Raw genomic sequence first — 18450 nt, 5'->3', positions numbered from 1 at the left:
GGCCTTTTTTGTTTTTCAAAAATTATAAAAAATATGAGGAGGAGTATTATGGAAATTACGCAAGGTGCAAAAGTGGCTCAGGGTGAAAAACAGGAAAAAAAGCAAATGAAGGTATATGGAATTCCATTGCCCTTATTTGTACTCTTTGCAGTAATCACAATCGGTGCGTCTGTTGCAGGGGTTTTACCTGTATCCATTGTAGGGGCTTTAGGAGCTTGTTTGGTGCTAGGAGCTATATTTGGAGAAATAGGAGATCGTATTCCTATTTGGAATGAGTATATCGGTGGAGGAGCAATTCTTGGATTTTTAGGTTCTGCCTATTTGGTTTACAGCAAAATCATGCCTGAAAAAACAATAGAATCTATCACTGTATTTATGGAAGACACAGATTTTCTAACACTCTTTATTGCTGTATTGATCACGGGCAGCATGCTTTCGGTAAACAGAAAACTACTGATGAGAGCAATGGTAGGGTATGTGCCGACAATCATCGTGGGCGTCCTTGGGGCAATGGTGTTTGGGGCAATTGGCGGATTGCTTACTGGAGTACCTGTTACCAATGTATTGAGTATGTACGTACTGCCTATCATGGGCGGCGGAACCGGTGCAGGTGCGCTGCCAATGAGTGAAATCTATGCAGCTACCACAGGAAATGATCCAAAACAGTTCCTATCCTTTGCACTACCGATTCTTACCATTGCAAACATTATATCCATATTCTTTGCTGCAATCTTAAATAAATTAGGTCAAAAGAAGCCTATGTTATCGGGCAACGGAGAATTGGTTAGAGGAAAAGGATTTGATGCCGAGGATGAAAAATCAAACTTAAAGATTACACACAAAGAAGTGGGAGCGGGATTGGTACTTTCAATCGGTATGTTTCTTCTTGGAACCTTGATGAGCAAGACCATTCTGCCTACAATCGGCGGCGTTAAAATTCATACTTTTGCATACATGGTGCTGCTGGTGGCGGTTTTCAACATGATCAATATCATTCCGGAAGAATTAAAGCAAGGTGCTAAAAAACTTCAAAGCTTTTTCTCGGGACAATTTCTATGGGTGATTATGATTGGTGTAGGGGTAGCCTATACGGATTTGGCAGAAATCATTGCTGCCATTAACGTAACAAACGTTGTAATATCTGCATTTATTGTAACCGGTGCTGTAGTTGGAACTGCATTATTCGGCTATTTTGTAGGATTCTATCCGATTGAATCGGCGATTACGGCAGGATTGTGTATGGCCAACAGAGGCGGTTCAGGAGATTTGGCAGTACTAGGTGCTGCTAAAAGAATGGATTTAATATCCTTTGCACAAATTTCTTCGAGACTTGGCGGAGGGATCATGCTGGTTATAGCAAGTATCGTATTTGGTATGTTGTTTTAGTTAAGGAGGGAAAGCATGGTAGGAACTGCAGGATTTGAAAGAGAACAAGACTGTCTTGTAAAAGTAACCTTAAAGGATACAGGCGGATTAAATATCCATATCAACAGCAAGCTGAAGCTGTTATTTGGAAAGCAGATGTTAGAAGCAGTAAAGGATGCTGCCAATGAACTGAAGGTTGAAAATGCAGATATCGAAGTATCCGAATTCGGATCTCTGGATTTTGCCATTAGAGCAAGAGTAAAAACTGCAATCCGAAGAGCGAGGGGGGCTAAATATGAAGAAGCTTAGAAGAACAATGCTATTTTGCCCGGCAAGCGAACCGAAGATGTTCTATAATACACCTGTGTATCATCCCGATTGCATTATTTTTGACTTAGAGGATGCAGTGGCTTATGCAGAAAAGGACAGTGCAAGAGATTTATTGTGTGAAGCAGTAAAGACTTTAGATTTTAAAGATATTGAGATATTCGTCAGAATCAATCCTCTCTATACGGCCTTTGGAGAAACCGATGTTAGAGAAATAGTAAAAGCCGGGGTACGAAATATAAGACTGCCGATGTGTGAAACAGCAGAAGATGTAAAAAAGCTGGAAGCACTGCTGACAGAAGTTGAGAAGGAAAATAATATTGATGTTGGAGCAGTGAAAGTACAATGTGCTATTGAAACACCTAAGGGAGTTTTGAATGCACTTGCCATTGCCACAGCAAGTCCGAGAGTCGTATCCATATCCTTTGGTGCAGAAGACTATACAAGGATCCTTGGTGTAGACAGAACAAAAACGGCGAAAGAACTGGCCTATGCAAGATCTTATATTGTCCTTGCAGCCAGTGTTGCCAATGTAGATGCCATTGATACGGTATGGTCAGATGTATCTGATATTGAGGGCTTTAAAGCCGAAGTACAAGAAGCAAAAATTATGGGATTCTCCGGCAAATCCTGTGTTCATCCTGCACAAGTGAAGGAAGTGCACAAAATATTTACACCTTCACAGGAAGAGGTAGAAAAATCCTTGAGAATCATCGAAGCTGCTAAGGAGGCAGAAGAGAAAGGCATAGGGGTTATTACGGTAGACGGAAAGATGGTAGATGTGCCGGTTATTCAAAAAGCTGAACGAATCATTAGCTTGGCTAAAGCTGCGAAGGTACTAAAATAAGGGGGATGAAAATGGAGTTCGTAAAAAATAAAGCTGGAAGAATGGTTCCCACCTATATTGAGGGTATCGGAGAACTAAAGCCTTTTAACGGAATATTTGATGCAGAAGTAGCAGGTAGGAGGCATGGCGCCATAAATAGCAAAGTCGTGCCAACAGACCAAAAACTGTTAGGATCAATTAGAGAAGCTATCGAGAAAACAGGATTGAAGGATGGAATGACTGTTTCTTTCCACCACCATCTTAGAAACGGTGATTATGTGCTCATGATGGTAATGGATGAGATAGCAAATATGGGGATCAAAGATATTACCATTTGTTCTTCTTCTTTGACCAATGCCCATGAAGGTTTGATTGAGCATATTAAAAGCGGTGTGGTAACCGGACTGCATACCAGTGGGTTAAGAGGCAATATTGCAAAGGAAATTACTACCAATTGCATCCTGCCAAAACCGGTGATTTTTAGAACCCATGGGGGAAGGGCTAGAGCTATTGAATCAGGTGAAGTGAAAATTGACGTAGCCTTTATTGCCGCATCCTGTTGTGATGAGATGGGAAATATGAATGGAAAATTGGGCAAATCTGCCTTTGGTGCAATGGGATATCCAATGGTAGACGCACAATATGCAGATAAGGTAGTGGCTATAACGGATAATCTGGTACCTTATCCGGCCTATCCCATCAGCATCCCCCAATATCTGGTTGATTATGTTGTCGTAGTAGAGGAAATTGGAGATCCAAGTCTGATCAGTGCAGGGGCTACAAGGGTAACCCAAAATCCTTTAGAGCTTTTAATTGCAGAATACGCCAGTGAAGTCCTGATTCAATCAGGATTAGTTAAGGAAGGATTTTCCTTTCAGGCAGGAAGCGGCGGTGCATCCCTTGCAGTGGCCAAGTTTTTAAGGGATTATATGAAGGAAAATAATATTGTGGGATCCTTTGCTTCCGGTGGAGCTACATCCTATCTGGTGGAGCTGCTGGAGGAGGGATTATTCAGAACCTTACTGGATACACAAACCTTCGATGCGAAAGCGGCCACATCTTTTATGAGAAATGAAAATCATGTGGAGATGTCTGCTTCTATGTATGCAAATCCTCACAACAAGGGATGCGTAGCCAATAAGCTGGATATCATGATCCTTTCTGCTACAGAGGTAGATGTTCACTATAATGTAAATGTTATGACTGCTTCTACCGGTGTAATCATGGGAGCCCAGGGTGGACATCCGGATACTGCCGCAGGAGCAAAATTGACGGTTGTAGTAGCACCGTTGATGAGAAAGCGGATACCCATTGTGGTAGATGAAGTGACCACTGTGGTGACACCGGGAGAAACGGTGGATGTAGTAGTAACAGAAAGGGGTATTGCGGTAAATCCTAAAAATGCAGAATTATTGCAAACGCTAAAGAAGACCAACCTGCCGGTTATGACCATCGAAGAGCTGAAGAACTTAGCTGAAAACTTTACGGGCAAGCCCGAAAAGGTGACATTTGGAGATAAGATTGTAGGGATTATAGAATATAGAGATGGAACGGTAATGGATGTTATAAGAAATGTTGTAAAATAAGGACCATATCCCTTTCAATAGCAAGATAGCAGGTGGATTTAGAAGCTGCCTGCTATTTTGCTATAAAGGCAATGTGGCAGAGAAAAATAAGCAAGGAGGAGAAACATGGCAAAGATAAAGATCTCTGAGACCGTATTAAGAGACGCCCATCAGTCATTGGTTGCTACACGAATGAAAACGGAGGAAATGTCTCCCATACTAGAAACCCTCGATAAGGTAGGGTATCACTCCCTTGAGGTATGGGGAGGAGCAACCTTTGACGCCTGTCTTCGATTCTTAAATGAAGATCCATGGGAAAGATTAAGACTCATCCGAAAGCATGTGAAGCATACGAAATTACAGATGCTCCTGAGAGGACAGAATCTTTTGGGATATAAGCACTATTCTGATGATGTGGTTTCCGAATTTGTTAAAAAAGCCATTGCAAACGGCATAGATATTATTAGGATATTCGATGCCTTAAATGATGCAAGAAATCTGGAAACTGCGCTGAAGACAACCAAAAAGGAAGGTGGACATGCACAGGCTGCCATATCTTATACCATCAGTCCTGCACATAATACAGAGCATTATTTGAAGGTTGCAAAGCAGATGGTAGACATGGGCGCTGATTCTATCTGTGTGAAAGACATGTCAGGAATTTTGACACCCTATTATGCCTTTGAATTGATCACCATGTTGAAAAAGACCGTTAAGGTACCTATTCAGCTGCACACCCATTATACCAGTGGAATCGCTTCAATGACTTATCTGAAAGCCATCGAAGCCGGTGTAGATGTGGTGGATTGTGCAATATCGCCTATGGCCCTGGGTACCTCACAGCCGCCTACAGAACCCTTGGTAGCCACATTGCAGAGAACACAATATGACACAGGGTTAAGCCTTGAAGTGTTAAACCAGATTGCGGACCACTTCAGACCGATTCGGGATAAATACCTGGAAACAAAACAACTGGATCCGAAGGTATTAGGGGTTGACGTAAATGCCCTTGTATACCAAGTACCTGGGGGAATGCTCTCTAACTTGGTGTCACAGTTAAAAATGCAAAATGCGGTGGATAAATATGAAGAAGTGTTGAAGGAAGTCCCTCGGGTTAGAGAAGACTTAGGATTTCCTCCATTGGTTACACCCATGAGCCAGATGGTAGGGACCCAGGCTGTTTTTAATGTGGTTCTAGGAGAAAGATATAAGATGGTTCCAAAAGAAATTAAGGCCTATGTCAGGGGCGAATATGGAAGACCTACCGTAGAAATCAAAGAAGAAATCAGAAGAAAAATCATCGGAAATGAAGACGTGATTGTCTGCAGGCCTGCAGACCTGATTCCATCTCAGCTTGAAACCATTAAAAATGAAATGAAAGAATATTTTGAGCAGGAAGAAGATGTATTATCCTATGCACTTTTTCCTCAAGTGGCATTAGAATATTTTAAATATAGACAGGCAAAGAAATATCAGATTGACAGCAGTTGCGCAGACAAAGAGCAAAAGACCTATCCTGTATAGATGTGCCCTAGACATAATTAGGATATAGATTTGGGTAAGGGGGGATTTTTATTTTTAAAGGTATTTATATAAAACCTGTTTTTTTATATGAGAAAAGCAAACTGGAAAATCGCAGCAATTACTTTATTTTGATGATATGGGGACTGATGCTTTTCGTATTTGGCATGACAATGGATACCCCAAAGGGGATTGCATCGGGACTTTACCGTCTGGTTGTAGAGCCGGATTTTCTAATTACGGACTATATCAGTATAGGCGGACTTGGAGCAGCTTTTGTGAACGCCGGACTGTTAATGCTGCTTTCCATAGGCATGCTGAGCTTTTTAGATATCAAAATTACGGGAGCTGCAGTATCAAGTCTGTGGCTAATGTCCGGATTCGGGCTCTTTGGAAAAAATCTGTTCAATGTGTGGTTTATCATTTTGGGCGTATGGCTCTATGGCCGATACCAAAAGGAAAAATTCAGCAAATACGTATATATTGCGCTATTTGGAACAAGCTTGGCTCCCACAGTTACACAGATTATGTTTGGACTAAATCTACCAAGAACCCTCAGTATACCCCTTGGAATCCTTATAGGTATTGCTATTGGTTTCATCCTCCCCCCTCTCTCTTCTCATATGATGAGAATTCACCAAGGCTTCAATCTATATAATATTGGCTTTACAGCAGGGATCATTGGAACCGTCCTTGTTTCTATTCTCAAGTCTAATGGCCTCAAGCTGGATACGAGAATGATCTGGTCTACAGGACATCAGAAACCTTTGGCCCTACTCTTGATGATGATGTTCTTAAGTATGCTGGCCATAGGTTATTTTCATAACGGGATGTCCTTACGAGGACTTCAAAAACTGTATCAATATTCTGGAAGGGCAGTTACAGACTTTGTAGTACTGGAAGGCTTTCCAATTACCTTAATGAACATGGGAATCAATGGATTATTTGCGACTGCATATGTGATTCTGATTGGAGGGGTTCTTAATGGGCCTATCATTGGGGGAATTTTTACAATTGTAGGATTTAGTGCCTTTGGAAAGCATTTATCAAACATGCTTCCTATATTTGCCGGAGTAGCTTTAGGTGGATTGACAAAGCTGTGGAATATCAATGACCCAGGAATGCTGCTAGCTTCCTTGTTCGGTACGACATTAGCGCCCATTGCAGGGCAGTTTGGATGGAGGTATGGTATTCTTGCCGGTTTTCTCCACTCTCTGGTGGTACAGAATGTTGGATACCTGCACGCTGGATTAAATCTGTACAATAACGGGTTTTCAGGAGGAATCGTTGCAGCAACCCTGGTTCCCATTATTGAGGCGTTTAAGAAGGAAGACTAAAATAGGACAGTTCTTTCATTAGAACTGTCCTATTTCTGTGCGGCCGGCATGGGCGCAAATTAGCGGGTGAAAATTCTGAGTGGGGATTGATAGTGCCAAGCACATAGCCAAGAGGACAGTGGTATGGAAGGTGGACTACTCAATTAATGGGCAGTCTCCTATCCGATTGTACTATACTGTTTTTTCCTCAGCTGTCATACCATAAACTGAAGCGTTCTTTTGAGCATTCCAGTTATCCCCATAGATATGCGCAAAGGTAACGGTTTCACTCGGTTGAATCGTTATAAAATCTTCATCCCAAGGTCCTGTCAACAGTTTCTTAATATATTGAAGGGTCCCAGGAATGACTTGATGACAAAGCTTTAAGTCCTCAGCAATCACATGGGTTTTTTCCAGAAATTCCTCTATCGGATACGCCCCTGTTTCAATGACACCCAGCCGTTTATAATGCTGCAGGAGGACTTTATAGATTTTATCAGCCCGTGATTTTCCATAGCGATGGATAGCTTCCTGATATTCACTCCAGATATTCTTTTCATATTGCAGCCAACCATGGGTAAGGAAATATGTACCCATTTCATCGGAAATGGCCTTCCGTTTCTCACAGGAGCCAAGAAGTAAAGTAATACAGTCATCTACCCGTGGAAAGATCATTTTATAAGTAGGCGGCGTGATTCCCAGCAGGGAATTGCCGCAATAGCCAAAGGCCATCAAAACCTGATCTACGTTAGAAATATGATCTAGTTCTTCCTGAAGTCTCTTCTTCAAGGAATCCGGATATAGGTGCAGTCCTGATTCAATCCATAGGATAGGATACCTACAGGCGGTTTCCTCCATAGCCATATTCAGCTCATCGGCAATGGTACGGCAGGCAATCATCAAAGTGTTCATCGTGCTTCCCCCTAGTGAACATATTATACATAGCAATATCATAATTCAGACAATAAGGATTGTCAAAATCTGATGATCTCAGGAAAATTGAACCCAAGGCGAATAAATAGGCTAAAGGAGGTTAAAGGGCCCCTATTCACCTTGTTAGATAATATTTTAAATATTTTCAAAAAATTCCGTATATATATTGACATAGGGAAAACCTTTGCTATAATAAAAGTATATACATATACATAACCTGTATATACAGATTGTAAAATTATGAAGTAAAGGGGGAAGAGTGGATGATCGTAATCGGGGAAAAAATTAATGGTACGATTCCAAGTGTGAAAAAGGCTATTGAAGAAAAAAATGAAGAATTTATCCGTAATCTGGCGATCAAACAAGTAGATGCAGGGGCAGATTACATCGATGTATGTGCCAGCACAGCACCGGAGTATGAGGCGGAAACCCTCAGGTGGCTGATGGATATCGTTCAGGATGCAGTGGATAAACCGATTAGTATCGATAGTCCAAATGCCAGAACCATCGAAGCAGTCTTTCGGTATGCGAGAAAACCGGGAATCATTAACTCTGTATCGGGGGAGGGAGATAAATGTGAAGTTATCTATCCTATGATTCAGGGTACAGACTGGCAGGTGATCGGATTAACCTGCGACAATAACGGAATTCCCTGCGATGTAAAGACCAGAGTAGATATCACCAAAATATTGGTGGAGAAAGCCGAAAAATATGATATTGCACCGGACAGGATACATATTGACCCGCTGGTAATGGCCTTATCCACCGATAATACATCTTTGATGAATTTTGTAGAGACAACCAGAACTATTAAGGAAATGTATCCTACCATCAAGGTTACTTCAGGACTAAGCAATATTTCCTTCAGCATGCCCTTGAGAAAAGTGGTCAATCAAAGTTTCTTAACCATTGCAGCCTTTGTAGGAATGGATTCAGCGATAATGGATCCATGTAACAGGGATATGCTGGCAACATTACTTGCAACAGAAGCATTGCTAGGCAGAGACAGATATTGCAGAAATTACTCTACAGCCTATAGAAAGAATAAAATAGGGCCGCTAAAAGAAGTTTAAAATCTTACTGTACACGTCACTGCAAAGGTGATGAGAGATAAAAATCATATTGAATAAGGGGGTCATTGCAATGATGGATTTAAATGTATTAACGCAGGCAATTGGAGATCTGGAAGAGGGTACCGTGCTGGATATGTTGAATGCATTTGTGGCAGCCAATCCTAGCGAAGAAGAGGCACAAAAGGTAGTAGGGGCATGTCAGCAGGGCATGGCTTTAGTAGGGGATTTGTTTGATAAGGGTGAATATTTTGTGGGAGATTTGATTTTTGCAGGTGAATTGCTGACCAATGCCATAGATGTATTAAAGCCAGTAATAGGAAGCGGAGATGCAGCAAAGGTAGGTAGTATTGTGCTTGGAACCGTAGAGGGCGATCTTCATGATATCGGGAAAAATATATTTAAAAGTATGTCAGAAGCCGCAGGCTTTGAAGTCTATGATTTGGGTATTGACGTATCTGCCAGTGCCTTTGTAGAAAAGGTTAAAGAGGTTCAACCTCAGGTAGTAGGAATGAGCGGTGTATTGACATTGGCTCTTGATGCCATGAAGAATGTGGTAGAAGAACTACATAAGGCAGGCTTAAGAGATAAGGTAAAAATCGTTATCGGAGGAAACCCAGTAACAAAAGAAGCCTGTGAGCAAATTGGTGCAGATGCCTTTACCACCAATGCAGCAGAAGGCGTAAAAATCTGTCAAGGGTGGGTGAGTTAACATGACTGATGCAAAAGCGTTGCAGCAGGAAAGAACAAAGCTATTTGAAGATGTATATGACGGCAAAATTCCTAAAAGGGTGCCTATTAATGTAGGACTGACATTAGAGTTTGCCATTCAGTATGCAGGTAAAGATCTGGCTGAAATGCAGTGGAATACAGCAGCTTTGGAAGAAGTGTTTGAGAAGCTGTGCCAGGATTTCTTTACCGATACCAATCCTGCTGGTATCTCCTTAAGAAATCCCCTTCATTATAAATTGCTGGGGGCTAGAAACTTTGTGATGAGCTCCAGTGGGTTTATGCAGCATCCGGAGGTACATGGTCTGGAAGCAGATGAATATGATGCCTTTATTGCATCGCCCTACGACTGTATCATGGAGAAAATCCTGCCAAGAATCTATACCGAGTTAAATACCAACCCAGTGCAAAGATCCATCGTATTCGCCAAGGCCTTCAAGGCATACTGGGATGAGTTGATTAGCGGTGGGATGATGACGCAAAAACTGACTGATAAGTACGGATATTCGCCTATCGGAGGAATTGAAGTACTGACAGAAGCACCCTTTGACTTCGTAGCAGACCAGCTGAGGGGCTTTAAAAACATCACTGGAGATATCAGAAGATATCCGGATAAGGTAGCAGCCGCTTGCGAAGCAGTTACACCGATTATGATTAAAGCAGGTATTCCGCCCCATCCGCCATCACCATATGGCAACACATTTATTCCGCTGCACATGGCTCCGTTTATACGGGATAAGGATTTCGAGAAATTCTACTGGCCGACATTTAAGAAACTGGTGGATGAACTGGCTGCTATGGGATATCCATCGATGCTGTTTGTTGAGCACGATTGGATGAGATATATCGATTATCTGTATGAACTGCCTGAAAATACGAGAATGTGGTTTGAATATGGAGATCCGAAGCTGGTTAAAGAAAAACTAGGAAAAAAACATATTATTATGGGCTTCTACCCAATTACGCTGTTAAAGACCGGAACAAAGGAGCAATGTATCGATAAGGCTAAAGAGCTAATTGATATCCTGGCACCAGGGGGGAAATATATCTTTAACTTCGATAAAGGTATCATCACTACCGATAGTGTAAATATTGAGAATTTACAGGCTGTGCTGGAATATGTAGCTAAAAATGCAGACTATTAGGGGGGATTCATATGAATACACAGTATTATAAAACTTGGGAAGAATATATGGCAGAGCATCCTGAGATTGACGAGAGGCTTGCTCCTGTGATGGCTCCCAAAATGCAAGGCTATGAAGAAATGATGTTTGCTTTTGTAATGATGCTGTTAATGTAGCAGGATTTGAGGATTATCAGGGATAGCTGCAATTTTGGAATAAGGAGATTGCAGCTACACTTTTTATTAGTTAAAAGAAAGAGGTGTTAACCTGTGAATAAAACAATGCTAAGATTTGTGGTATTGTCCATATCCTTTCTGAGTATGGCTACTACAGCTGCATCACCTGCCCTTGGGGATATAAGCATGGTTTTTAGTGATGCCAGCCCCAATAAAATCATGCTCATTGTATCTCTGCCTGCGTTACTCATAATACCTTTTACACTGCTTTGCGGAAAGCTGTCAGGCTTTATCCCTAAGAGAAATCTCTTGTTCTTTGGATTGATTTTGTTTTTAATTGGCGGGGTAGGACCTAGCTTCTTTAATAATCTTGATATCATTTTAGTCTTTAGGGCAATCTTGGGTGTTGGTATGGGTTTCATTATGCCGCTCTCTACAGGTTTAATTGCCGATTTTTTTGAAGGCCATGAACGTGGGGCCATGATGGGTTATCAGAGTGCTATCGTTAATATAGGCGGTGTGGTGACAAGCTTAATTGCAGGTTTTTTAAGTGCAGTAGACTGGCATTATACCTTTTATGTTTATTGCATAGGATTGGCAGTTCTAATGATCACCTTCTTTAAGCTTCCGGAGCCGAAAAAAGTTGAGTATGCAAGCACTGAAAAAACAACACTAGGCGGAACGGTCTACAGTATTTCATTAATTCTTATGCTTTATGGCATGCTGATCTTTTCCTTCTTTACCAATACTGCTATATTGATTACCAGTGAAAATCTGGGAAATGCGGCTTCGGCAGGAATTGTCATCACCATGATGATGGCTGGAGGACTTGTAGCAGGAATCATATTTGGAGGCGTGTTTAAAAGCCTAAAGCAATTTACAATCCCTTCCAGTGTAATCTTAACCGGTTTAAGCTTTATTTTATTAAGTTATGCTCAGGGCTTTAATCTAATCTTAGCAGCTGCCCTTGCCATGGGTATCGGATTTGGAACTACGATGCCTTGCGTGATGATTAATGTTGCGGCTGCAGTCCCTAAATCTGCCACTACCTTAGCCCTTGCAGTAGCTATGAGTGCCATGAGCCTGGGCCAGTTTGTCTCTCCTTTTGCCTTATCTGCCCTGGGGAATCTATTGGGAAATACAGGAGGGCGGTTTACATTTTTATTATGCGGAGTAGGAATATCCATAGGCGGTTTAGCCATCCTGGTTAAATCCATAAAACCTGTAGAGGCTGCAGAGCCGGGTAAGGGAAGATATTGAATAGTGCCTGATATTTATTGAGAATTCCATTATAACCTTGATAAGGATATATTGATGTTCAGAAAGATTGCCTTAGGAAATATTATTCAGAAAATTTTAAATATAATTACACTTCTATTGACATAGGGAAAACGTTTGATATAATAGAATTAAATATACATATATAATACCTGTATATATAGGATTCCTGGCACTCTTTCCTCTAAGATTCCGTTTTTAGGTATTGATTCAGCTTTACTGGACTATAATCCATTGAGCTTCAATTATCACAGCAGTGATAAATGAATACAACGAATAAGGGGGAAATTTAAATGGTGGATCTTAATTTACTGACACAAGCAGTTGGAGATCTCGAGGAAGATAAGGTACTAGACTTATTAAACCAGTTTGTTGCAACCAATCCAACGGAAGAGGAAGCACAAAAAGTAGTAGGGGCATGTCAGCAGGGCATGGCTCTAGTAGGGGATTTGTTTGACAGCGGAGAATACTTTGTTGGAGACTTGATCTTTGCAGGGGAACTCCTTTCCAGTGCGATTGACATCCTAAAGCCTGTTATTGGAAGCGGCAATACAACAAAGATAGGCAGTATTGTGCTTGGAACCGTAGAGGGAGATTTACACGACATTGGGAAGAATATCTTTAAGAGCATGTCAGAAGCAGCAGGCTTTGAGGTGTACGATTTAGGGATTGACGTATCTGCCAACACATTTATAGAGAAGGTAAAGGAACTGCAGCCTCAGGTAATCGGTATGAGCGGTGTACTGACATTGGCTCTGGACTCTATGAAAAATATTGTGGATGCATTAAAAAATGCGGGCTTAAGAGAAAACGTTAAAATCGTTATCGGTGGAAATCCTGTAACGAAGGAAGCCTGTGAGCAAATCGGTGCGGATGCCTTTACAACCAATGCGGCGGAAGGCGTAAAAATCTGTCAAGGGTGGGTGAGCTAATATGGCAGATATGAAAGCATTACAACAAGAGAGAATACAGTTATTTAAAGATTTATATGATAATAAGCTTCCGAAACGAGTACCTATAAATCTTGTACTTTCCGTAGAATTTGCCATCCAATATGCCGGTATGGATTTAGCTCAAGCCCAATGGGATACTTCCATGCTTGAAATAGCATTTGATAAGATGTGCGGAGATTTTATTACAGATACAAATCCTGCCATGGCCTTTAGATATCCTTCTTATTATAAAATACTGGGTGCTAGAAACTTTGTAATGAGCTCCAGTGGTTTTTTGCAGCATCCGGAGGTACATGGCTTCGAAACTGAGGACTATGACTATTTTATTCAATCACCCTATGATTGTATTATGGAGAGAGTTCTGCCCAGGATTTATACAGAGCTGGATACGAATCCGGTGCAAAGATCCATCGTATTTGCGAAGGCCTTTAAAGCATTCTTCGATGATGTAGTAAATGGAAATATAATTATAGCAAAGCTTACTGAGAAATACGGCTTTTCTCCTATAGGCGGTTTTGACGGCTTCTGTGAAGCACCCTTTGATTTTATGTCTGACCAGTTAAGAGGCTTTAAAAATATAGTGGGAGATATCCGAAGAATTCCGGACAAAGTAGTAGGTGCCTGCGAGGCAGCTCTGCCATTGATGATTAAAACAGGAATGCCTCCTCACCCGCCATCCCCGTACGGTGCTACCTTTATTCCATTACATATGGCGCCTTTTCTAAGAGAAAAGGATTTTGAAAAATACTACTGGCCGACCTTCAAAAAGCTGGTGGACGATTTAGCAGCATCAGGGCAATCTGCCTATTTATTCGTAGAGCATGATTGGACCCGCTTCCTAGACTATCTGTATGAACTGCCGGAAAATACTAGAATGATGTTTGAATATGGCGATCCGAAGCTGATTAAGGATAAGCTAGGTAAAAAGCATATTCTTACAGGTTTCTATCCAATTACATTGCTTAAGACAGCCACAAAGCAGCAGTGTATCGATAAGGCTAAGGAGCTGATCGATATCTTGGCACCGGGCGGGAAATATATGTTTACCTTTGACAAGAACATTATTACTGCGGACAGTGTAAATATTGAGAACCTGCAAGCTGTTCTAGAATATGTATCTGAAAATGCCAATTATTAAAGGAGGACTGCTGCATGAATACACAATATTACAAGACTTGGGATGAATATATGGCAGAACATCCGGAAATCGATGAAAAGCTTATTCCGGTAATGGCTCCGAAGATCCAAGGCTATGAAGAAATGATGTTTGCTTTTGTAATGCTTTTGCTAATGTAAGAGGAGCATGATATGTATATGGCTGCAACCCTTGAAATACAGGGTTGCAGTTGTTATTTCATCCTTTTTAAAAATGAATGATGGCCTTAAGCTCTTGTGATATATACATTACGGTTATTTTGAGAACAATCAATATTTTAAAAGGGTTTTTATGATCCTAATCGAATTAGTATAAATTATAGGGAGTAGAGTACGCCCAATATAAGCATAAAATTCTCAGCGGATTTTTAAAATATAACCGTAATAAACCAAAATCCATCAAGAGTGAATGGAGGAAAAAATGAATAATCTAGGAGAGTTAAAAGATTTGATCATCAAATATGTGGAGCAGCTGGACGAGGATAAAGTCGTGTCTTTAGCCACGGAAGCCTTAGATGCCGGTTTGGAGCCCTTAGAGCTCTTAGGGGTGGTTAATGAAGGTATGAGCCGAGTGGGGAAACTGTACGAAAATAAGAATTATTATATTGCCGATCTAATTGTGGCGGGGCTGATCTTCAGACAGGTATTATCCCTGGATAAAATGAGAGCCCATTTTTATCAGGATCATAAGCGTCCCCTTGGCAAAGTGGTTTTAGGAACTGTCCAGGGAGACATTCATGACATTGGAAAAGATATTTTTAAAGGAATGTTGGAAGCCAATGGATTTGAAGTTACTGATTTAGGGGTGGATATTCCAAAGGAAGTCTTTGTTGAAAATGTTCAAAGAGTAAAGCCTCATATTGTGGGATTAAGCGGGCCATTGACGAATACCATTGAAACAATGAAAGAAATCGTAGAGGCTTTCGTAAAAGCAGAATTAAGGGATCAGGTGAAGATTATTATTGGTGCCAATCATATGACTACAGATATCTGTAGGTATATTGGAGCAGATAGTTTTGCAAATGATGCTACCATTGGAACAAAGGTATGTCTTGAATGGATGGAAAGTATCAATAAGCAGGGAGAAATAAACGATGAAAAATCCGGTATACATTAAAATTGTTGAAGATATTCGGAATAAGGTTAACAACGGAGATTTGAATCCAGGGGATGACATACCGTCAGAAACAGCCCTATGCAAAGAATATGACACCAGCAGGATGACTGTAAGAAAAGGGCTGGCTATTTTGATGAACGAAGGATATATTTATTCTATTCCCGGCAAGGGATATTTTGTGGAAAAGCCTGATTTTAACAAGTACACTATTTATTATGATGAGATGAACAATCTGATTAATAATGTGGACAATACAAAGCTGCTAGCAGTAGATATTATTATGCCTCCAGAAGATTTAGCCGGCAATCTTCAGATTAGCAAGAATAAAAAGGTCATCATGATCCGCAGACTGTTTTACACAGACGGAGAACCTATGGCCTATGATATCAAATATTTACTGTATGAGAAGGGAATGCCTATTGTAGAAAATGAAATAGAACAGGCTACTTTTCCGGAAATGGTGTCAAGAAACACCTCTTTATATGGACTTAAAAAAGAGCTGTTGATCTATGCAAAGGTACCGGAAGAAAAGACGAAGAAGCTTCTGAATATAAAAGGGGATTTAGCACTGCTGGTAGTAGAGCAAAAACTTTATGATAGTAAAAACAAACCTATGGGCCTGGGAATTACCTATTTTAGAGGAGACTATATCAAGCTTCAGGGAATAAGTCAGTAATAAAATAGATGAGAAATCAATAAGGGCTACCTTCAGAAGGTAGCTCCTTTTTCAATAGGCGTAAGAAAATAAGGGGGAGGAATATGTTGAAAAAATACAGTGTAACCTTTTTACCAGCGGGACAGAGTATTGAAGTTCCAGCAGGTACTACAGTGATGAAGGCCATAAGGGACGGGGGAATAGATTATGATTTTCCCTGTGGGGGGGCTAGAAAATGTGGGAAATGCAAGATCCGTATAATCAGCGGAAATACACAGTCTTTTGACAAGGAAAAGAGATTTCTGCGTGATAAGGAAATTGGTGAAGGCATTCACCTTGCCTGTTTTACCGAAATACATGACAATACCGTTATAGAGCTTCTTCAGGTAAAGACGGGACAGCATCAGATTTTACTCGTGTCAGAAGAAAGGGCAGTGAAGCTGGAGCCCCATATCACTAAGAAGTACATAGAGGTTAAAAGACCATCTATAGGAGATCATCAATCGGACTGGAAGCGCTTCAAAAGGAGTTTATTTGAGGGCGAGGATGAGTCTGCCGCAGCTTTAGATGTACAGATACCTATACTGCATCAACTGCCGGAAGCCCTGCGGGCTGCCCAATACCGCTTGACTGCTGTTACCTATGGACGTGAGATCATCGGAATTGAAAAGGGGGATACTACAGGAAAAATGCTGGGCATGGCTTTTGACATTGGTACCACTACGATTGTCGGGTATTTAATAGACCTAAATTCTGGAAAAGAGATCAGTGCTGTATCTGCCCTAAATCCTCAAACAAAATTTGGAGCCGATGTCATCAGCCGCAGCAATTATGCAAACCAAGAGGAAAGCGGACTGGAAATGCTGCATAGGGCTGTAATTGGAGCTATAAATAAGCTTATAACGGAGGCTGCTGAAAAGGCTGGGTTAAGTACCGAGGATATCTATTTGATCACTGTTGCAGGGAACACCTGTATGCATCACCTCTTTTTAGGCTTAAGCCCGCGGTATATTTCAGTATCGCCCTATATTCCTACTATAAGTGAACCGGTAGTGCTCAATGCCGCCAGTCTGCCGATCAGAATCAATCGAATGGGAAAAATCCTAGTTCTTCCGAATATTGCAGGGTTTGTAGGTGCAGATACAGTAGCTGTGCTTTTGGCTGCAGAAATGGATAAGAGTGAGCAGATCAAGCTGATGGTTGATATTGGAACCAACGGAGAGATTGCCCTAGGTTCTAAGGATAGAATCGTTGCATGTTCTACAGCGGCAGGGCCTGCCTTTGAAGGGGCACAAATCAGCAGTGGCATGCGGGGAGCAGTCGGGGCCATCGACCACGTTTATTTTGGAGAGGAACTGGAGTACTCTGTTATTGGAGGCGTTAAGCCCCGTGGCATTTGTGGGTCGGGACTACTGGATGCAGTTGCAGGATTGCTTCAAACAGGCATTCTTGACGATAAGGGAAGGTTTTTGTCTCAAGAGAAGATCACAAGTCCTCAAGCAGCGAGGTATAAGGAAAGAATTTTGCAGCATGAAGGACTAGAGGCATTCTTATTGGCAGATGCCGCTGCAACAGCCCATGGAAATCCTATTCTGGTTACCCAGAAGGATATTCGGGAAGTACAGCTGGCCAAGGGAGCCATGGCAGCAGGGATGAAAATTCTCATGGAAAAGTTAGGTGTGGAAGTGGAGGATATTCATGAAGTACTATTGGCCGGGGCCTTTGGCAACTATCTCAATCCCCATAGTGCTTGCGGAATAGGACTAATTCCCAAGGAGCTGGAGCATCGAATCAAAATGATTGGAAATGCAGCAGGTACCGGTGCAAAGATAGCATTGGTTTCTGCTCATGAATACAAAAGAGCAGCAGAAATTGCCGAGTTTGTAGATTTTGTAGAACTGGCGTCTCATCCAAAGTTTTCTTCAATCTTTGCCCGTTCTATGTATTTTAAATAATATATCAAGAGGACGGTATGTCAAAAGAACTGTCCGAGGCCACTGAAAAAGTCAAAAATACGGCAAAAAGTCGAGTTTGTCATCCTGAGCACAGCGAAGGATCTGAGGAATTAAGCGCCTTTAAAGATTCTTCGTTTCACTCAGAATGACAAAACCTGGACTTTTTCAGCGGCCTTAAATCGTCCCCTTGACAGGTGATTCGAATAGGGCTAATCTGCGTAAGGCCCTATTTTTTATATAACAGGAAAGTTCTGCTTTCCTATTATATAAAAAGAGGGGTTGTAGGGGATGAAATCCCCTGCCCGCATTCAGGAAGGTGCTCAGGCTGCCGCGCAGCCGTCGAAGGAAACCTAGGGTTTCCTAGCGAAAGCATCGAAGATGCTTT

Annotated in this window: 18 protein-coding genes; 17 read left to right on the top strand and 1 reads right to left on the bottom strand. The window is 41.4% G+C overall.

Going from position 1 to position 18450, the window contains the following annotated elements:
- Positions 1-48: 48 nt before the first annotated feature.
- The 6 genes from citS (at position 49) to BUB56_RS14300 (ending at position 6941) form a co-directional block, all read left to right on the top strand.
- Complete coding sequence (gene citS / locus BUB56_RS14325) at positions 49-1386, top strand: citrate/sodium symporter CitS (RefSeq protein ID WP_110941990.1); 1338 nt, start codon at positions 49-51, stop codon at positions 1384-1386.
- Positions 1387-1401: 15 nt separating this feature from the next.
- Positions 1402-1674 carry a citrate lyase subunit gamma gene (locus tag BUB56_RS14320; protein ID WP_110941989.1) on the top strand — a complete coding sequence of 91 codons (273 nt, stop codon included), beginning with the start codon at positions 1402-1404 and terminating at the stop codon, positions 1672-1674.
- On the top strand, positions 1661-2539 hold the full coding sequence (locus tag BUB56_RS14315) for an HpcH/HpaI aldolase/citrate lyase family protein (RefSeq protein ID WP_110941988.1): 879 nt from the start codon (positions 1661-1663) through the stop codon (positions 2537-2539). The genes BUB56_RS14320 and BUB56_RS14315 overlap by 14 nt, the downstream gene beginning before the upstream one ends.
- A gap of 11 nt (positions 2540-2550) precedes the next feature.
- On the top strand, positions 2551-4104 hold the full coding sequence (gene citF, locus BUB56_RS14310) for a citrate lyase subunit alpha (protein ID WP_207650452.1): 1554 nt from the start codon (positions 2551-2553) through the stop codon (positions 4102-4104).
- A gap of 105 nt (positions 4105-4209) precedes the next feature.
- Complete coding sequence (locus BUB56_RS14305; protein WP_110941986.1) at positions 4210-5607, top strand: oxaloacetate decarboxylase subunit alpha; 1398 nt, start codon at positions 4210-4212, stop codon at positions 5605-5607.
- A gap of 146 nt (positions 5608-5753) precedes the next feature.
- Positions 5754-6941, top strand: a complete 1188-nt coding sequence (locus BUB56_RS14300; RefSeq protein WP_207650451.1) for a DUF1576 domain-containing protein — start codon at positions 5754-5756, stop codon at positions 6939-6941.
- A 171-nt stretch (positions 6942-7112) separates the two neighbouring features.
- On the opposite strand, the gene BUB56_RS14295 is transcribed toward BUB56_RS14300, so the two are convergent.
- On the bottom strand, positions 7113-7832 hold the full coding sequence (locus BUB56_RS14295) for a DUF1638 domain-containing protein (RefSeq protein WP_110941984.1): 720 nt from the start codon (positions 7830-7832) through the stop codon (positions 7113-7115).
- Between the two features lie 284 nt (positions 7833-8116).
- Between BUB56_RS14295 and BUB56_RS14290 the strand changes: the two genes are divergently transcribed.
- The 11 genes from BUB56_RS14290 (at position 8117) to BUB56_RS14250 (ending at position 18065) form a co-directional block, all read left to right on the top strand.
- Positions 8117-8926 carry a methyltetrahydrofolate cobalamin methyltransferase gene (locus tag BUB56_RS14290; protein ID WP_110941983.1) on the top strand — a complete coding sequence of 270 codons (810 nt, stop codon included), beginning with the start codon at positions 8117-8119 and terminating at the stop codon, positions 8924-8926.
- 70 nt (positions 8927-8996) lie between these two features.
- A complete protein-coding gene (locus BUB56_RS14285) occupies positions 8997-9635 on the top strand; it encodes a cobalamin B12-binding domain-containing protein (protein ID WP_110941982.1) in 639 nt (212 codons plus the stop codon).
- Position 9636: 1 nt separating this feature from the next.
- Complete coding sequence (locus tag BUB56_RS14280) at positions 9637-10797, top strand: uroporphyrinogen decarboxylase family protein (RefSeq protein WP_110941981.1); 1161 nt, start codon at positions 9637-9639, stop codon at positions 10795-10797.
- 11 nt (positions 10798-10808) lie between these two features.
- Positions 10809-10952 carry a hypothetical protein gene (locus tag BUB56_RS19500; protein WP_190014557.1) on the top strand — a complete coding sequence of 48 codons (144 nt, stop codon included), beginning with the start codon at positions 10809-10811 and terminating at the stop codon, positions 10950-10952.
- A gap of 93 nt (positions 10953-11045) precedes the next feature.
- A complete protein-coding gene (locus BUB56_RS14275; RefSeq protein ID WP_110941980.1) occupies positions 11046-12212 on the top strand; it encodes an MFS transporter in 1167 nt (388 codons plus the stop codon).
- Between the two features lie 311 nt (positions 12213-12523).
- Positions 12524-13162 carry a cobalamin B12-binding domain-containing protein gene (locus BUB56_RS14270; RefSeq protein WP_110941979.1) on the top strand — a complete coding sequence of 213 codons (639 nt, stop codon included), beginning with the start codon at positions 12524-12526 and terminating at the stop codon, positions 13160-13162.
- Between the two features lies 1 nt (position 13163).
- Positions 13164-14321 (top strand): uroporphyrinogen decarboxylase family protein, encoded by a 1158-nt coding sequence (locus BUB56_RS14265; protein WP_110941978.1) that lies wholly within the window; start codon positions 13164-13166, stop codon positions 14319-14321.
- A 14-nt stretch (positions 14322-14335) separates the two neighbouring features.
- Positions 14336-14479, top strand: coding sequence for a hypothetical protein (locus BUB56_RS19495; protein WP_190014556.1), 144 nt, complete (start codon positions 14336-14338; stop codon positions 14477-14479).
- A gap of 280 nt (positions 14480-14759) precedes the next feature.
- On the top strand, positions 14760-15455 hold the full coding sequence (locus BUB56_RS14260) for a cobalamin B12-binding domain-containing protein (RefSeq protein ID WP_110941977.1): 696 nt from the start codon (positions 14760-14762) through the stop codon (positions 15453-15455).
- Positions 15433-16131, top strand: coding sequence for a GntR family transcriptional regulator (locus BUB56_RS14255; RefSeq protein ID WP_110941976.1), 699 nt, complete (start codon positions 15433-15435; stop codon positions 16129-16131). Before BUB56_RS14260 ends, BUB56_RS14255 begins: the two co-directional genes overlap by 23 nt.
- 83 nt (positions 16132-16214) lie before the next feature.
- On the top strand, positions 16215-18065 hold the full coding sequence (locus BUB56_RS14250; protein ID WP_110941975.1) for an ASKHA domain-containing protein: 1851 nt from the start codon (positions 16215-16217) through the stop codon (positions 18063-18065).
- The last annotated feature ends 385 nt before the right edge of the window (positions 18066-18450 follow it).

Origin of the sequence: Geosporobacter subterraneus DSM 17957 (genome assembly GCF_900142145.1) — a bacterium.
Taxonomy (GTDB): Bacteria; Bacillota; Clostridia; order Peptostreptococcales; family Thermotaleaceae; genus Geosporobacter; species Geosporobacter subterraneus.
The sequence above is the reverse complement of the archived record's forward strand: the minus strand, read 5'-3'. Positions and strand labels throughout refer to the sequence as shown.

Excerpts from the sequence above, each read along its gene's own strand:
- BUB56_RS14315 (WP_110941988.1), top strand. The coding sequence starts at position 1,661 with ATGAAGAAGCTTAGAAGAACAATGCTATTTTGCCCGGCAAGCGAACCG.
- BUB56_RS14290 (WP_110941983.1), top strand. The coding sequence starts at position 8,117 with ATGATCGTAATCGGGGAAAAAATTAATGGTACGATTCCAAGTGTGAAA.
- BUB56_RS14270 (WP_110941979.1), top strand. The coding sequence starts at position 12,524 with ATGGTGGATCTTAATTTACTGACACAAGCAGTTGGAGATCTCGAGGAA.
- BUB56_RS14320 (WP_110941989.1), top strand. The coding sequence starts at position 1,402 with ATGGTAGGAACTGCAGGATTTGAAAGAGAACAAGACTGTCTTGTAAAA.
- BUB56_RS14280 (WP_110941981.1), top strand. The coding sequence starts at position 9,637 with ATGACTGATGCAAAAGCGTTGCAGCAGGAAAGAACAAAGCTATTTGAA.
- BUB56_RS14300 (WP_207650451.1), top strand. The coding sequence starts at position 5,754 with ATGCTTTTCGTATTTGGCATGACAATGGATACCCCAAAGGGGATTGCA.
- BUB56_RS14255 (WP_110941976.1), top strand. The coding sequence starts at position 15,433 with ATGAAAAATCCGGTATACATTAAAATTGTTGAAGATATTCGGAATAAG.
- BUB56_RS14305 (WP_110941986.1), top strand. The coding sequence starts at position 4,210 with ATGGCAAAGATAAAGATCTCTGAGACCGTATTAAGAGACGCCCATCAG.
- BUB56_RS14250 (WP_110941975.1), top strand. The coding sequence starts at position 16,215 with ATGTTGAAAAAATACAGTGTAACCTTTTTACCAGCGGGACAGAGTATT.
- BUB56_RS14260 (WP_110941977.1), top strand. The coding sequence starts at position 14,760 with ATGAATAATCTAGGAGAGTTAAAAGATTTGATCATCAAATATGTGGAG.
- citF (WP_207650452.1), top strand. The coding sequence starts at position 2,551 with ATGGAGTTCGTAAAAAATAAAGCTGGAAGAATGGTTCCCACCTATATT.
- BUB56_RS19495 (WP_190014556.1), top strand. The coding sequence starts at position 14,336 with ATGAATACACAATATTACAAGACTTGGGATGAATATATGGCAGAACAT.
- BUB56_RS14265 (WP_110941978.1), top strand. The coding sequence starts at position 13,164 with ATGGCAGATATGAAAGCATTACAACAAGAGAGAATACAGTTATTTAAA.
- BUB56_RS14295 (WP_110941984.1), bottom strand. The coding sequence starts at position 7,832 with ATGAACACTTTGATGATTGCCTGCCGTACCATTGCCGATGAGCTGAAT.
- BUB56_RS19500 (WP_190014557.1), top strand. The coding sequence starts at position 10,809 with ATGAATACACAGTATTATAAAACTTGGGAAGAATATATGGCAGAGCAT.
- citS (WP_110941990.1), top strand. The coding sequence starts at position 49 with ATGGAAATTACGCAAGGTGCAAAAGTGGCTCAGGGTGAAAAACAGGAA.
- BUB56_RS14285 (WP_110941982.1), top strand. The coding sequence starts at position 8,997 with ATGATGGATTTAAATGTATTAACGCAGGCAATTGGAGATCTGGAAGAG.